At 61.4% G+C, this 16271-nt stretch carries 14 protein-coding genes; 8 read left to right on the plus strand and 6 right to left on the minus strand.

Annotated elements, in window-relative coordinates; genetic code table 11:
* Positions 1–4: 4 nt before the first annotated feature.
* The 5 genes from LFL96_RS34395 to LFL96_RS34415 form a co-directional block, all read right to left on the minus strand.
* Positions 5–1021: a LysR family transcriptional regulator gene (locus LFL96_RS34395; protein WP_281002349.1), complete on the minus strand. Its 1017-nt coding sequence runs from the start codon at positions 1019–1021 to the stop codon at positions 5–7.
* 90 nt (positions 1022–1111) lie between these two features.
* On the minus strand, positions 1112–2362 hold the full coding sequence (locus LFL96_RS34400) for an acyl-CoA dehydrogenase family protein (RefSeq protein WP_281002350.1): 1251 nt from the start codon (positions 2360–2362) through the stop codon (positions 1112–1114).
* 24 nt (positions 2363–2386) lie between these two features.
* Positions 2387–3151, minus strand: a complete 765-nt coding sequence (locus tag LFL96_RS34405) for an SDR family oxidoreductase (protein WP_281002351.1) — start codon at positions 3149–3151, stop codon at positions 2387–2389.
* Between the two features lie 39 nt (positions 3152–3190).
* On the minus strand, positions 3191–4225 hold the full coding sequence (locus LFL96_RS34410; protein ID WP_281002352.1) for a phosphotransferase: 1035 nt from the start codon (positions 4223–4225) through the stop codon (positions 3191–3193).
* Positions 4226–4251: 26 nt separating this feature from the next.
* Positions 4252–4929 carry a histidine phosphatase family protein gene (locus LFL96_RS34415; RefSeq protein ID WP_281002353.1) on the minus strand — a complete coding sequence of 226 codons (678 nt, stop codon included), beginning with the start codon at positions 4927–4929 and terminating at the stop codon, positions 4252–4254.
* 25 nt (positions 4930–4954) lie between these two features.
* Here LFL96_RS34415 and LFL96_RS34420 point away from each other — a divergent pair, with 25 nt between their 5' ends.
* The 4 genes from LFL96_RS34420 to LFL96_RS34435 all read left to right on the plus strand — a co-directional run bounded on the left by LFL96_RS34420 (position 4955) and on the right by LFL96_RS34435 (position 9498).
* A complete protein-coding gene (locus LFL96_RS34420; protein WP_281002354.1) occupies positions 4955–5143 on the plus strand; it encodes a hypothetical protein in 189 nt (62 codons plus the stop codon).
* Between the two features lie 230 nt (positions 5144–5373).
* The gene (locus LFL96_RS34425) at positions 5374–6237 is read left to right on the plus strand and encodes an alpha/beta hydrolase (RefSeq protein ID WP_281002355.1); all 864 of its coding nucleotides are present in this window, start codon (positions 5374–5376) and stop codon (positions 6235–6237) included.
* Positions 6238–6380: 143 nt separating this feature from the next.
* Entirely contained in the window at positions 6381–7526 is a 1146-nt protein-coding gene (locus tag LFL96_RS34430) for a branched-chain amino acid ABC transporter substrate-binding protein (protein WP_281002356.1), read from the plus strand.
* A gap of 682 nt (positions 7527–8208) precedes the next feature.
* Positions 8209–9498, plus strand: coding sequence for an aminotransferase class I/II-fold pyridoxal phosphate-dependent enzyme (locus tag LFL96_RS34435; RefSeq protein WP_281002357.1), 1290 nt, complete (start codon positions 8209–8211; stop codon positions 9496–9498).
* A 73-nt stretch (positions 9499–9571) separates the two neighbouring features.
* Here the strand turns inward: LFL96_RS34435 and LFL96_RS34440 are convergent, their stop codons facing one another.
* Positions 9572–10933 carry an MFS transporter gene (locus LFL96_RS34440; protein ID WP_281002358.1) on the minus strand — a complete coding sequence of 454 codons (1362 nt, stop codon included), beginning with the start codon at positions 10931–10933 and terminating at the stop codon, positions 9572–9574.
* Between the two features lie 305 nt (positions 10934–11238).
* Between LFL96_RS34440 and LFL96_RS34445 the strand changes: the two genes are divergently transcribed.
* The 4 genes from LFL96_RS34445 to ilvB all read left to right on the plus strand — a co-directional run bounded on the left by LFL96_RS34445 (position 11239) and on the right by ilvB (position 16179).
* The gene (locus LFL96_RS34445) at positions 11239–11385 is read left to right on the plus strand and encodes a hypothetical protein (RefSeq protein ID WP_281002359.1); all 147 of its coding nucleotides are present in this window, start codon (positions 11239–11241) and stop codon (positions 11383–11385) included.
* A gap of 64 nt (positions 11386–11449) precedes the next feature.
* Positions 11450–14158: an alpha-ketoglutarate dehydrogenase gene (mdeB, locus tag LFL96_RS34450; RefSeq protein ID WP_281002360.1), complete on the plus strand. Its 2709-nt coding sequence runs from the start codon at positions 11450–11452 to the stop codon at positions 14156–14158.
* A gap of 72 nt (positions 14159–14230) precedes the next feature.
* Complete coding sequence (locus LFL96_RS34455) at positions 14231–14413, plus strand: hypothetical protein (RefSeq protein ID WP_281002361.1); 183 nt, start codon at positions 14231–14233, stop codon at positions 14411–14413.
* Positions 14414–14424: 11 nt separating this feature from the next.
* A complete protein-coding gene (ilvB, locus tag LFL96_RS34460) occupies positions 14425–16179 on the plus strand; it encodes a biosynthetic-type acetolactate synthase large subunit (RefSeq protein ID WP_281003937.1) in 1755 nt (584 codons plus the stop codon).
* The last annotated feature ends 92 nt before the right edge of the window (positions 16180–16271 follow it).

Here is a 16271-nt window from a genome sequence, read left to right on the forward strand (position 1 = left end):
GCGTCTAATCCGCCGCGAAATCGGCTGGGAAATCCGCTGCGAAGTCCGCTGTGACCCTGGCTGTGACGCCGCCCGTGACACTGTGTCCCGTCCGGCGACGTTTGCGCGCCGGCCGCTCGGCAGCCGGCGTCGCATCGCTCAGCAGATCGATCACCTTGCCGCGTAGCCAGCGGCTCGCCTGGTCCTGTTCGCTGCTGCGATGCCAGTACAGATGCCATTCCAGGCGCGGCAACTTGAACGGCAAGTCGAACACGCGCGCATCGTAACGTTGCAGCAATTGCACGGGTCCGGTCAGCGCGAGGTCCGTGCGCAACGCGACGAGCGGTGCGACCAGATAGTGCTGCACGCGCATGCGGATCTGCCGCTCCTTGCCGAGCTTCTTGAGTTCGGCGTCGACGAAACCGCTGCCCTGACGGCGGCTCGATACCTGAATGTGGCCGAGCGCGAGATAGTCGCGCATGCTGAGCGTGCGGCCCGCGAACGGATGATCGTGGCGCAGCATGCAGGCATAGCGGTCGCTGCCGAGCGGCGTCTGACGCAGTTGCGGATCGTCGAGCAGCGGCACGTCGATCGCGAAATCCACCTTGCCGGTCGCGAGTGCCGCCGACACCTCGCTGCGCGGCGTGAAATAACACTCGATGTTCATGCCCGGCGCTTCCTGCTGAAGCACTTCACCGAGCGCGGGCAGCAGGATCGCCTCGGTCAGATCGGGCATGCTGAGCCGGAACGTGCGTTCGGACCGGGCCGGCTCGAAGACCTCGCCTTCGGTGGCACTCGCCTCCAGCAATTGCAGCGCTTCCCGCACCCGGCCGATGATGTTCTCGGTCAGCGGCGTCGGCACCATGCCGGACGGCGTGCTGACGAACAACGCGTCGCCGAACGTCTTGCGCAGACGCGCGAGCGCATTGCTGACCGCCGGTTGCGTGATGAACAGCGCCTCGGCGGCACGCGTCAGGTTGCGCTTTTCGTAGATCGATTCGAATACGACGAACAGGTTGAGATCCAGCTTCGGTGGACGCATGGGACAGTCTCCGTTTGCCCGTCATCTTAAACGAGAGCGGTGTTTTGCCACGCGTCCACTTGTGGGGGTGCTTCAGGTGATTCGGTTATTTCAGTTGCGCAGCGGCGCGTTCAGATAATCCGCCGCTGAAGCCGCCTTCGCCGCGCCGGCCGCGATTTCCATGCGGGCGATCGCTTGCAGATGCACTTCGTCGGGACCATCGGCGTAACGCAACGCGCGCGCCCAGGTCCAGTGATCGGCGAGCGGCGTGTCGGGGCTCACGCCCATCGCGCCGAATACCTGCATCGCGCGATCGCAGACGGTGGCGTAGACCTGCGGCACCAGTGCCTTGATCATCGAGATTTCCTTGCGGGCCGCCTTCGCGCCCACTTCGTCGAGCAGCCACGCGGTTCTCAATACGAAAAGCCGGGCCTGGTCGATTTCGATCCGCGACTTCGCGATCCATTCGCCGACCGTGCCATGCTGGTGCAGATACTTGCCGAAGGTCTTGCGTTCCTGGGCCCGCGCCACCATCAGTTCGAGCGCGAGTTCGGCCGCGCCGATCGAACGCATGCAGTGGTGAATCCGTCCCGGGCCGAGACGCGCCTGCGCGAGCGTGAAACCGCTGCCTTCCTCGCCGAGCAGGTTGGATGCCGGCACGCGCACGTTGCTGAAGGTGATCTCGCAGTGGCCCTCGGGCGACACGTGGTTCATCACCGGGATGTTGCGCACGATCTTGACGCCGGGTGTGCCGGCAGGCACCAGAATCATGCTTTGCTGACGATGACTCTCGGCATCCGGGTCCGTTTTGCCCATCACGATGAAGAGCTGACAATTCGGGTGCGCGGCGTTGGTGATGAACCATTTGCGGCCGTTGATCACGTAGTCGTCGCCGTCGCGGCGGATCGACGTGGTGATGTTGGTCGCGTCGGAAGAGGGCACGTCCGGCTCCGTCATCGCGAAGGCCGAACGAATGCGGCCCTCGAGCAGCGGGACCAGCCAGGCGTCGCGTTGCTCGGGCGTGGCGAACATGTGCAGCAATTCCATGTTGCCGGTGTCGGGCGCATTGCAGTTGAAGACTTCGGACGCCCAGCCGATGCGTCCCATGATCTCCGCGAGCGGCGCGTATTCGAGGTTGGTGAGCCGCGTGCCGGGTTCGTCCTCGCGAAGATGCGGCAGGAACAGATTCCACAGGCCTTCGGCTTTGGCGAGCGCCTTCAGGTCTTCCATGAACGAGACCGGGTACTGACCCGCGTGCACTTCGTCGAGCCATTGCCGTTGACGCGGGACGATGTGTTCGTCCATGAAGCGGCTCACCCGGTCGATCAGGTCCTGCACTTTGGGGCTGTAGGCAAAATTCATGATGGATTTCTCGCGATGGGTGGGTCAGATCGTCAGGCCGCCGTCGACCACGATGCATTCGCCGTTCGTATAGCTCGATGCATCGGAGACGAGATACAGCACGGTGCCGGCCATGTCCTGAGGTTCGCCGTGACGGCGCAGCGGAATGGCTTCGATCCAGCGTTCGTAGACAGCCTTGTTTTCGAACAGCGCGCCGGCGAATTTCGTCTTCGTGAGGCCGGGCAGCAGCGCGTTGACGCGAATGCCGAGCGGCCCGCATTCCTTCGCGAAGGCTTTGGTCATGTTGACCACCGCGGCCTTCGTGATCGAGTAGATGCCTTGCATGTCGCCGGGTTGCAGCGCATTGACCGAGGCGGTGTTGACGATCGCGCCGCGGCCTTGCGCTTTCATCAGCTTGCCGGCTTCGACCGACATGAAGAAGTAGCCGCGCACGTTGACCTCGACGGTCTTGTTGTAAGCGGCGAGATCGGTGTCGAGAATATGGCCGTAGTACGGATTCGCCGCCGCGTTGTTGACGAGGATGTCGAGACGGCCATGCTTGTCGCGGATATGGGCAAAGATCGCGGCGATGTCGTCCATCCGCCCGACGTGGCAGGCAAATGACTCGGCGCTGCCGCCCGCGGCGCGCACTTCGGCGGCGACCGTCTCGCAGTCGTCGAGCTTGCGGCTCGATACGATCACGTGAGCGCCTTGCCCGGCCAGCAGCTTCGCGATCGCTTCGCCGATGCCACGGCTCGCGCCGGTGACGAGGGCGATGCGGCCAGTGAGGTCAAACAGGTTCGTCGGCAAGCTTGTCTCCTGAGTTTGGAATCGTTGCTGGAAAATGGATCAGTCGAGCAACTCGGCGGCAAGCTGCGCGAGCGGTTCGACCATGCTGCCCACCTCGTGAGCGTCGGCGCTCGATGCATTGCCTTGCAACGCGCGTGCTCTCACGCCCTGGGCGATGGAGGCGAGGCGAAAGAAGCTGAACGCCAGATAGAAATTCCAGCTCGCGATGCCCGGCAAACCGCGCAGTTCGCAGTAGCGCGCGATCATGGCTGCTTCGTCCGGAATGCCGAGGGCCGCACGGTCTTGACCACGCAAGCCGGGAATCTTGCCCTTCGCCGGCAGACGCAGGCACATGCAGAAATACGCGAGGTCGGCGAGCGGATCGCCGAGCGTGGACAGCTCCCAGTCGAGCACGGCGCGCACCCGTGGCGCGTCGTGCTCGAAGATCAGGTTGTCCAGCCGGAAGTCGCCGTGCACGAGTGAGGGGCGCGGCGAATCGGCCGGGCAATGCGCGGGCAGCCATGCGATCAGCGCTTCCATCGGCGCGATCTTTCCGGTTTCGGCGGCGCGGTACTGGCGTGTCCATAATTCGATCTGCCGCTGGAAATAATTGCCGGGGCGGCCGTAATCGGTGAGGCCGACCGCGTCGACATTCACGTCGTGCAACGCGGCCAGCGTCTCGATGATGGACGCGAAATAGTCGCCCCGCGCGTCGCGTTCGATGTCCGGCAACGCGGGGTTCCAGAAGATGCGGCCGTCCTCGTAGCTCATCAGATAGAACAGGCTGCCGGTGATCTCGCGGTTCTCGCACAGATGCCAGGCACGCGCGACGGGGACCGGCGTCGGCGCCAGCGCGCGCAGCACGCGAAACTCGCGGTCCACCGCGTGCGCCGACTTGAGTAACTGGCCGGACGGCTGGCGGCGCAGCACGTAGCGCGCGTCCGGCGTCGCGAGCAGGAAGGTGGGGTTCGACTGGCCGCCGGCGAATTTTGTCGCTTGCACCGGGCCGGCGAATCCCGGCACGTGCTGCTGCAGATAAGGCGTCAATACGTCGAGATCGAGGTCGACGGTCGGGCTGGGCGTTTCGCGCGTCATGGTATCGGTCGGGATCGGAAGTGGGACTAGCTGTAGGTCAGATAGGCGTGACGCTGCGGATCGTCGAGATGCGCGACCGTGTTGAAGGTCGACAACTGGCACGACTCGCGATTGAAGAAGCACTGCGTGACGCTGCTGTTGCGGATCTGCAGGTTGAGTTCGACCGCCATCGCGTCGGGCGCCTGCAGCAGTTGCTGCACGAATGCGCCGATCACGCCGCCGGATGTGACGACGAGAACGCGGCGCGCGTCGCCTTGCTGGATCGCGTCGCGTGCGGCGGCGACGCGTTGCTGGAATGCGTGCCACGTTTCCGGCGCGCGGTCGTCGAGTTCGCCGCGCGACCATGCGTGCAGTATCTGGCGTAGCGCCTTGAAGAATTCGCGCGGTTGCTCACGTGCGCGTGATGCGATTTCGCGATGCGTGGCGTCGTCCATTGCGCGAAATAGCGCGTGGAAATCGTATTCGTCGAGACCGGGATGAACCGTGCATTCGGGCGGCGTATCCGGCATCGCACGACGGATGGCGGCGAGCGTTTGCGTGTGACGCGTGAGCGTGCCGGTGATCACGCGGTCGAAGCGAATACCGTTGCGGGCGAAGTGCTCGCCTAGCCAGAGGCTTTGCCGTTCGCCGCGTTCGGAGAGCTGGTCGTAGTTGTCGGCGCCGAACGAAGCCTGTCCGTGCCGCACCAGAAAGAGTTCCGCCATCGATATCCCGCGCAGGAGGAGAAGGATGCAGAATAGCGGCGGCGGAGATATTGATGAAGTTTATTTAAATGATGGACGGGTATTCATTGCGGTGATTGCATGCTATGAAGAAAACGACCGTATCACCACGCCTTCCCGCTCCAGTGCCTCGGGTACGTTGACCGCCATCCTTCTGGCACCGGTCGCGCCGCAAGTCGGCGCCATCGTTCGATAGGTTTGGCGTATCAAACGCATCCGCTGTTCGGAATTTACAGATCTTATTGGCAGCTCGACAGTAGGGTCACGCGCCCCAACACGGCACTCGCATGACCCACTAGTCTTCTGACGCGTTCGCGCCGGCTGGCGACACGCAAGCACCGCCGCTCAAACTGAAACGCAGCGAAGTCTCGGGGATATTGCGCAGCCCTCGGGGCGGCATTGTTATCGATTTCGATCCGGACAATCATGCCAAGCTTGAACACCAACGCCGCACCTGACGCCACCCGCCCATCGATCAAGTCGGAAACCCACGCGGCGCTCACGCTGACGACCGTCGATCTGGACGTGCAGGGCGTCGGATTAAAACTGTCGACGATGTTCCGGCCCGGCCCGAAGCCGCCGATTCTATTCCTGCACGGCTTCGGCTCGACCAAGGAGGACTATGCCGACATCGTCCTGCATCCCGAGTTCGATGGGCATGCTGTCATTGCCTACGACGCTCCCGGCTGTGGCGCGTCGGAATGCACCGACCTCAAGAAGATTTCGATCCCATTTCTCGTGGAAACGGCACGCGGTCTACTCGCGCATTTCTCCGTGGACACCTTTCATGTGGTGGGCCATTCGATGGGCGGATTGACGGCGCTCATGCTGGCCGACGCCGAGCCTGATCGCGTACTCGGTTTTGCCGACATCGAAGGCAATGTCGCGCCCGAAGATTGTTTCCTGAGCCGTCAGGTCGTCGATTTTCCGAACGATGACGACGACGTCTTCTTCGAAAAATTTATCGAAAGGACGTGGCATTCGAACCACTACGCGTCGGCGCTTTACGCGGCGGATCTACGTCATCGAGTGCGGGCTGGCGCGGTGAAGGGCATCTTCGCGTCGATGGTCGAGTTGTCCGACCATGGACATCTGATGGAGCGCTTCCTGGCGCTTCCCTGCCCAACGCTGTTCATGCACGGGGAGCAGAACGACGGTCTGTCCTACTTGCCGAAGCTTCGCGAAAACGGCGTGACGGTTGCAAGGATTCAATCCTGTGGCCATTTTCCGATGTACTCGAATCCCGTCGAGATGTGGCGCACGCTCTCACGCTTTTTCGGTTACTCGTAAAAGCTGAAGCAAACATCGACTCGCTCGAACAGGCGCTTCTGTCGACGCGCGCAGATCGCACCGGTTGCTTCATACCGGCACCTTATACGAGTCAAGGTGCCGTCCCTCCTATACGAAGACTCGAGACAGACAAGAGGCATGTTATGAACACCAGGATTCGTGAACTGCTGTCGATCGGCGTTGCGGTCGCTCTATCCAGTGGCGGCGTCGCTACCGCTTCCGCGGACGAAGTCGTGAAAATCGGTCACGTTGCTCCGTTGACCGGCGGCATTGCGCATATGGGCAAAGACAACGAAAACGGCGCGCGCCTGGCTGTCGAGGAAATCAACGCCAAAGGCCTCACGATCGGCGGCCAGAAAATCACGCTGCAACTCGACGCGCAAGACGACGCGGCCGATCCGCGTACGGCAACCCAGGTCGCGCAAAGGCTGGTGGACGACAACGTCGTGGGCGTCGTCGGACATTTGACTTCGGGTACGTCCATTCCCGCTTCGAAGATCTACAGCGATGCAGGTATCGTGCAGATTTCGCCGTCGTCGACCAATCCGGCCTATACGCAGCAAGGTTTCAAAACCACTTACCGGGTCGTCGCGACCGACGCCCAGCAAGGTCCGGCATTGGCCAACTACGCTGCGAAAGATCTGAAGGTGAAAAGCGTCGCGATCGTCGACGATGCCACCCAATACGGCCAGGGTCTCGCGAACGAATTCGAAAGGACGGCGAAGTCGCTAGGTCTGAACGTGATGTCGCACGACGCCACCAACGACAAGGCCGTCGACTTCCGCGCGATTCTGACGAAGATCAAGGGAGAGAATCCCGATGCGATCATGTACGGCGGTTCGGACTCCACGGGCGGTCCGTTCGCGAAACAGGCGAAACAACTGGGCGTGCGCGCCAAGATTCTGGCGGGCGATGGCTTATGTACCGACAAGCTGTCCGACCTGGCCGGCGACGCCACCGACAACATCATCTGTTCGGAAGCAGGGGTAGCGCTCGAAAAAATGGTCGGCGGCAAGACGTTCGAAGCAAAGTATAAGAAGCGCTTCGGGCAACCCATCCAGATCGATGCGCCGTTTGCCTATGACGCGGTGTACATCATCGTGGACGCGATGAAGCGTTCGCAATCGGTCTCGCCCGCGAAAATTCTGGCCGCCATGCCGGATACGGACTATCACGGCGTGGTTGGCGAAACGACTTTCGACTCGAAAGGCGATTTGCGTCACGGTGTAATCTCGCTCTATGTCTTCAAGGCGGGCAAGAAGACGCTGCTCGACGTCGTGAAGATGTGATTGTCGTATTTCCGCCGTTCGTATCTTTGAAAGTGGACATTAACGGCGCATTAACACAGTCAGGGTCGAGCTAACCTGCAACTCCGGTGGAGCAGGTTAAGTTCGACCTTGTCACGTGACTGGACGCACGTATGCCGACGCGCAGGTACACCGTGCCATTCAAACCTCTCGCCCTGTCCATATTCCATACCAGGCAGGGGTTCTGGCGATTCCACGCTGCGTCGTCAATCACGGAAAACGCGGGATAGCATGTCAAAACATGCAGCCTGAAGGACTCGACCGATTAGCCCCGCAGTGTCTGGACGGAATCGCTACCTTCAGGGCTACCTGATGACGGTTTTGCCCCAAGCCATGCCACGCCAATCGTGTTCAGGGTAAACACCAAATTTCCCGGATATGTCGAGCCTATATCGTGACGTCACACCGGCAACGCGGCCGGCATCTCTGATCAACTATCGAGCGGCGACAGCCGGCAACCTGCGTATCGTGTCGCAAGACTAAACACCCCTCGCATGACTCGCGCGAAGTGACGCATGAACCGCATGGCGAAGAAATTTTCCAGGCAACGCATCCGCACGTCGATACGAAATAGGGAATGCGAAAACGCTCTACATCAGACAATATTTCTTCAGTAAATCCGTTCGCGTCGGCACTCGTTTTCAATCACTGGAACAGAAGACAAATGCAGAACATTTCAACATGCGATCGAAAGGCACTCGACGAACTCCATAGCACGTTGAAGGTGCGCTACAGCTCGCTTCAGCATCTAAAACTGAATCTGAATATTGCACGGGGCGTTCCGTCTCCCGAGCAGGTTGAGCTTTCCGATGATCTATTGAGTTTGCCAGGCGCGGCGGACTTCATGTCGGCAGACGGCGTGGATGTGCGCAACTACATGGGGCAACAAGGATTGCGCGAGGTCAGGGCGCTTTTTTCGGAAAGCATGGAGATCAGTCCCGAGAACCTCGTGGTCGACGGGAATTCCAGCCTGGCGCTTATGTACGATTGCGTGAGTCACGCATGGAGGGCAGGCGTGAATGGCGGTACACCGTGGCATCGGGTGCGAGGCGGAGTCGCATTTCTCTGCCCGGTTCCGGGATACGACCGCCATTTTTCGATATGCGAGGCGTTCGGCATCAGGATGATTCCAGTCCCCATGCATGCCGATGGGCCGGATGTCGAATTCGTGCGGGACGCCGTCGCCGGCGATGAATCGATAAAGGGGATGTGGTGCGTGCCGAAGTACAGCAACCCAACCGGCGCCACGTACTCGGAAAGCAAGATACGCGCACTCGCCTCGATGCGCACTGCCGCAGACGACTTCCGCCTGTTCTGGGACAACGCATATTGGCTGCATCATCTTACCGATGAAGCCGTACAGATCGCGAATGTCGTTGCCTTATGCGAGGAGTATGGGAACGAAAACAGGCCGTTGGTCTTCGGCTCCACGTCGAAGATAACCTTCGCGGGCGCCGGCTTGTCCATGCTGGGCAGTTCCCGCGAGAACATCCGGTGGTGGCTGCGTCATGCCTCGGTGCGAAGCGTTGGACCCGATAAGGTCAACCAGCTTCGTCACTTGAGATTCCTGCGCAATTCAGACGGTTTGAAGGCGCTGATGCAACGTCACAAGGAACTTCTGGCGCCGCGCTTCGGCATTGTCGAGCGGAATTTCCGCAGGTTGCTGGAAGGAACTGGCGTGGCATCCTGGACGCAGCCAAAGGGCGGGTACTTCATTACGCTGAATGTATTACATGGAACGGCGAAGCGCGTTGTCGAGTTATCGAAACAGGCGGGCGTCACGTTGACGCCCGCGGGAGCGCCGTTCCCCGGCGGGATTGATCCTACCGACAGTGTGCTCAGAATTGCGCCGTCGTCGCTTGCCGTTGACGATGTCGGCCAGGCTGCCGAGGTTGTCGCGGTATCGGCACTCCTGGCAGCAGCGGAGTTGCGATTGCGTCAGCTAGCGGAATAGGCGCAGAAATCCGATTCCGTCCGTGAGGACGGAATCGGGCCACCCATTTGATTCACGCCAATCCGTTCGCTTCTTAAGCTCGACCGGCGGTGGCCGTGACGGGCAGAAGTCTCGCCGCACTTATCCCGACCAGCGCACAGACCATCCCGGCTACGAACACACCCACATACGAGTGGGTGACGTCGATGAAGTAGCCGGACACCACGGGCGCCAATGAGCCACAAATCTGAGCGACCGTGTTCATCAAGCCGCCGATTGGCCCCGCGGCGGTAGTGGGAAAAAGCGTGGTGGTCAGCGGCCAGACGATGATCCACATGTTGACGAATATCGAGAACAAAACCGCCGTGGCCAGTACTACCCATGCGGGCACCCAGCGGGGGCCCAGTAGGGTATAGCTCACGAAGAGCAGGCAGATCAGCGCAACGATGGAGAGTGAAATCATCAGCGACCGTCGATGTCCGAAGCGGTCCGAGGCGAGGCCCGCGAGCGGCTGGCACAATGCCGCGGGAACTGCCGCGACAAACGCCCACAGATATCCGGCGTGACCGATTTTTATCTGATACGTGGAGACAAGAAACGCTGCAAACCACGTCCACACAAAATACTTGCAAGCGATAAATCCGGTGTAGGAGACGGTCAGAACATACGGGTAGCGCGAATGCTTCATGATGTTCCAGAACGACGCCATGGAAGCGTCAACGTCCGGCTCCGCATGTTTCGCTTTCGACTTGTTCCCGTCGAGGGAGATCAGACCGATCTGCTCCGGCTTGTCGCGAAGCACGAGGGGAACGACCACGATCATGATCAGGCCGGGAATGGCCGAATAGAGAAATCCCGACTGGATCATCGAAAGCCCGAACAGGGAAACGCTGCCGGTGATGAGTACCGGCATGAGTGCGCCACCCGCTCCGGTACCCAGTGCGCCGCCCATCGCCATCAGTCCCGTTTGAGTTCCGCGTAGCGCCGGTGAAAACCATCGCGCCAGCATCGGGTTCACGGGCACCCAGACAGCTGCCGCACCCAGACCGATCAGGGCTCTGGCCAGAATGGCGAGCGCGACGCTATTCGCGTGAACGGCAAAGGCAATGCTGGCAAATGCGATCAAACCGGTGCCCAGGGTCACGGTCCAGCGCGCGCCGAGCCAACGTTCACTGACCACGCCCCACGGCAACTGACCGACCGCATACGCAATCAGGAAAGACGCATCGATCCAGCCGATCGTCGATGCACTCCATCCGTTTTCCCGTTGCAGGATAGGAATCACCGTCGGAATGTTGTACCGCATGAACAGATCGATGAAATAGGCGACCCATGCAACCAGCAGGATGTACCACGACCGGCGGTAGGCACGTGGCAATTCGATTGCCGACTGTTCGCCGGACAAAACAGCGGGGGCGTCTCCACGATTTCTATTTAGCAGACTCTGTACCACCATTACGGCTGTCTCCTTACGTACCGTTCATGCACGGCTCTGTTTGATATGGCGTACTGCGCCGATGTCTTGGGTTTGCCGTTAGCGAACGCGTGCATCGGCCAGCATCCCAGTGTCGGTTGCCGGCTGCCGGGCGCCAATGATTGATTCTGGAAGTCCCCGTTAGGCGAGGGCTAACGGGTCGATGCGTGAACAGATGGTGGGGGCGACTGTCGGGTTGCTGTCCGGTTCTTTCCCACAGGCTTGGTCAGGCGCTAGCGTGACGTTTCGACGTGTCGAACTGCGACGCGGAACCATACGCTGACCGTATGGAAGCATTCCTCATAAAAAAATATACAGAACGTTTTTCAGGTTCGATACTGATCGGGATTAACCTTATGCCGGTCATGCCGGGCATCTCCAGCGCAGCGCAACGTGCGTTGTTCATTGCAAGGCGACACCGCCCGCTGGTCTGATGAAATCGCGGCAGTACTTGCCGTAGCCGCTCAATTTACTTACGTACCTGTACGGAGCAGTCGCATGACGAATATGTCGAAGCGTGAACAGTCGATACTCGCCAGTATCCAGACCACGGAAGACGGCGATCCGCAGGAGACGGCGGAATGGCTGTCGGCGCTGGACGCCGTCGTTCATCACGTCGGCCGCGATCGCGCCCAGTATCTCTTCGACCGTCTTGCGTCGCACGCGCTCGCCAACGGAATCGCGACGGCCCGCGCGAGCGTGACGCCCTATACGAACACCATTCCCGTCGAGCAGCAGCCGCCTTATCCGGGCGATATCGGCATCGAGGAAAAACTCGCCGCCGCGCTGCGCTGGAACGCGCTGGCCATGGTGGTGCGGGCCAACCGGGCCTATGGCGAGCTGGGCGGCCATATTGCCAGCTACGCGTCGGCGGCCGATCTGTTCGAAGTCGGCTTCAATCATTTCTTCCGTGCAGCCAATCACGAAACGGGTGGCGACCTGGTCTATTTCCAGCCTCACTCGTCGCCGGGCGTGTACGCGCGCGCCTATCTCGAGGGGTTTCTCGACGAAAAGAACCTTGAGCACTACCGGCAGGAAATCACGGGCCCAGGGCTCTGTTCCTATCCTCACCCGTGGCTGATGCCGGACTTCTGGCAATTCCCAACGGGCTCGATGGGGATCGGTCCGATCAACTCGATCTACCAGGCGCGCTTCATGCGCTACCTGCACAATCGCGGTCTCGCTAAAACCGAGGGCCGCAAGGTATGGGGATTCTTCGGCGACGGCGAGATGGATGAACCCGAATCCATCGGCGCGTTGTCGCTGGCATCCCGCGAAAGCCTGGACAACCTGGTGTTCGTGATCAACTGCAATCTTCAGCGGCTCGACGGACCGGTGCGCAGTAACGGCCGGATCATCGACGAACTCGAAGCCCAGTTCACCGGCGCGGGTTGGAACGTCATCAAGGTGGTATGGGGTTCGGATTGGGACGAACTGTTCGCGCGCGATCGCACGGGTGCGCTGCTGCGCGCCTTCAATCACACGGTCGACGGCCAGTTCCAGACCTTCTCCGCCAACGACGGCGCCTATAACCGGGAGCGCTTCTTCGGCCAGAACCCGGAACTGGCAGCGCTGGCCGCTCACCTGAGCACGGACGATATCGACCGCCTGCGCCGTGGCGGCCACGACGTGCGCAAGCTTCACGCTGCGTACGACCGCGCCCTCAAGCACGAGGGACAGCCGACCGTGATTCTCGCGAAGACGATGAAAGGCTTCGGCATGGGCGCAATCGGCCAGGGGCGAATGACGACGCACCAGCAGAAGAAGCTCGACATCGAGCAACTGAAGGCATTCCGCGACCGCTTCCGCTTGCCGCTGACCGACGACGATGTCGATCACGTGCGCTTCTACAAGCCGGCCGACTCGACGCCGGAAATGCGCTACCTGCACGAAAAGCGCGCCGCGCTCGGCGGTTATCTGCCGCGCCGCCGTAAAGTGGCGTCGCAACCGTTGACCGTGCCGGCGCTGTCGTCCTGGGGGCAATTCGCGCTGGATTCGAACGGCAAGGAAACGTCGACGACGATGGCGATCGTCCGCATGTTGACGGGGCTGCTGAAGGATCCGTCGCTCGGCTCCCGCGTCGTGCCGATCGTCGCGGACGAAGCGCGCACCTTCGGCATGGCGAACATGTTCCGGCAGGTCGGCATCTACTCGCCGCTGGGGCAACTGTACGAGCCGGAAGATCTCGGCTCGATGCTGTACTACCGTGAAGATACCGGCGGTCAGATACTGGAAGAGGGGATTTCGGAAGCGGGCGCCGTATCGTCATGGATCGCGGCGGCCACGTCGTACAGCGTGCACGACACGCAGATGCTGCCGTTCTACATCTACTACTCGATGTTCGGTTTCCAGCGGATCGGCGACCTGATCTGGGCAGCCGCGGATCAACGCGCGCGTGGGTTCCTCGTGGGCGCGACGTCGGGCAAGACGACGCTCGGCGGCGAAGGGCTTCAGCACCAGGACGGAAGCAGCCTGCTGGTGGCGTCGACCGTACCGAACTGCCGCGCCTACGACCCGGCTTTTGCCTACGAGATCGCGATCATCGTCGACGAAGGCATGCGGCAGATGATCGAACAACAGCAAGACGTCTTCTACTACCTGACGGTCACGAACGAGAACTATGCGCAGCCGTCGCTCGCCGACGAGCAGCAGGTGCGCGAAGGCGTGCTCAAGGGCATGTATCTGCTGGACCCGGCGAAACGCGATACGGCACAGGTGCAGTTGCTGGGCGCCGGTGCGATTCTCGGTGAAGTCATCGCCGCTGCCGGCATGCTGAAGGACGACTGGAACATCGATGCGGCCGTGTGGAGCGTGACGAGCTTTACGGAACTGCATCGCGACGGCGCGGCAGCGGAGCGCACTCAACGGCTGTTCCAGGACGGGGCGCAGATAACACCGTACGTCACCGCGGCACTCGACGGTTCGCGAGGACCGGTGATCGCGGCAACCGACTACGTTCGCGCGCTGCCGGAAATGATCCGCGCCTACGTGCCGCGCAAGTACGTCACGCTCGGCACCGACGGCTTCGGCCGTAGCGACACGCGCGCCGCGCTGCGCGCATTCTTCGAAGTCGACCGCGCGTCGATCGCGCTGGCCGCATTGAAAGCGCTGGTCGACGAACGGAGCCTCGATGAAGGTGTGCTGATCGAGGCGAGCAGCAAATACGGCAAGGCGGACAGTAACCGCGTGGAGCCGTGGTTGCGGTGAACGCGATACGCCCGCCGGCGGCCTGTCAGCATATCCGGATGGCGAAGTGCCGCTTCGCTTCCCGATCGTGCCGTGGCGGCACGCATTCACCTCGATTTCGACACCACTCACGGTCGTCGCCGAAATACCATCATTGAACGATTGATGCGATCGCCGCGCGCGGTCGCGATGTCGAAATGCAACGTGATCGAACGTGAAAATCTGCTGGACGGGCACGTTGCCGCCCAGTGTCATCTGGATCGGAGAGGGCAGTGAAAGTAGCGGAAATGGGAATCGAGCAGATCGCTAACGCGCGGGGCGCCAGCGACGGAACGTTGTTGTCCGGCGCGCGAATGGTCGTGGCCGCGCTACTGCGCGAAGGTGTCGACACGGTCTGGGGCTATCCCGGCGGCGCCGTTCTGCCCATCTACGATGCGCTCCAGGAAAATGAGCACGTCACTCACCTGCTGGTGCGTCACGAGCAGGCCGCGGTACATGCCGCGGACGGATACGCACGCGCCACCGGCGAGGTCGGCGTTGCGCTCGTCACGTCGGGTCCGGGCGTGACCAATGCGGTGACCGGTATCGCGACCGCGTATTTCGACTCCATCCCGATCGTGGTGATCGCCGGCAACGTGCCGTCGGCGTCGATCGGTACGGACGCCTTCCAGGAATGCGATACGGTCGGGATTACCCGATCGATCGTCAAGCATAACTTTCTCGTGCTGGGTATCGAGCATCTTGCGCTTACGCTGAAGAAAGCATTTCACATCGCACGCACGGGCCGTCCTGGTCCAGTCGTCGTGGACATTCCGAAGGACGTGCTGCAGGCGATCGCCGAATTCGTCTATCCGGAACAGGTCCAGATTCGATCCTGCCGCGAGCGTACCGACGCGCATCCCGCACAGATCCGCCGCGCGGCGAGGGCGCTCAGAACCGCGCACCGTCCCTGCATCTTCGTGGGCGGCGGCGCCATCGCGGCACAGGCAAGCGAAGAGATCGTGGCGCTCGCGCGGCTTCTCGATGCACCTGTCACGAATACGCTCATGGCGCTCGGCGCGATACCCGGCAGCGACGCGCGCTGCCTCGGCATGCCGGGCATGCACGGCACCTATGAAGCCAACATGGCGATGCAGAACTGCGACGTGATGATTGCGCTGGGCGCGCGCTTCGACGATCGCGTCATCGGCGATCCGGACGATTTTCTGAAGCACGACCGCTCGATCATTCACGTGGATATCGACCCGGCCACGATCGACAAGCGGGTGAAGGTCGATATTCCGATCGTGGGCGACGCGAAGGCTGTGGTCCGCACGATCCTCAAGCATCTGCACGACGAGCCGCCCGCGTTGACCGGCCGCGATCAGTGGTGGCACGACATCGGCGCCTGGCGGGACCGGCGCTGTCTTGCGTATAAGCGTGACGACCGTTTGATCAAGCCGCAGTTCGTGATCGAAAAATTGTGGGAGATCACCGGCGGCGAGGCCTACGTGTGCTCGGACGTCGGGCAGCATCAGATGTGGGCGGCTCAACTCTATGCGTTCAATCGCCCCCGTCGATGGATCAACTCCGGCGGACTGGGAACGATGGGAGTCGGATTGCCCTACGCAATGGGGGTGAAACGCGCGTTTCCGGACGCGGACGTGGTGACGGTGACCGGCGACGGTTCGATCCAGATGTGCATTCAGGAGTTGTCGACCTGCAAGCAGTACGACCTCGGCGTCAAGATCGTTTCGCTGAACAACGGCTATCTCGGCATGGTCAGGCAATTGCAGCATGTCCATTACGGCGACCGGTTTTCGCAGTCGTACATGGACGCATTGCCGGATTTCGCGGCACTGGCTCGCGCCTATGGACATGTGGGTCTGCGCATCGAGCGCCCGGGCGATGTCGAAGCGGCCCTGCGCGAATCGCTCGCGCTGAAGGATCGCACCGTCTTCATGGATTTCGCGATCGACGGCTCGGAGAACGTGTGGCCGATGGTGCGCGCGGGGTCAGGCCTGACCGACATGTTGCTGAGTTCGAACGATATCGAGTACTAGCCTGACACCTTCCTGCACGCCCGATCCGGCGACGACGACCGCTTTTTAAAGCCGGTCGTCGCGCCGGCGAGAACCGCGTCGTGACAACTCGT

The organism is Paraburkholderia sp. D15 (genome assembly GCF_029910215.1).
Classification (GTDB): Bacteria; Pseudomonadota; Gammaproteobacteria; order Burkholderiales; family Burkholderiaceae; genus Paraburkholderia.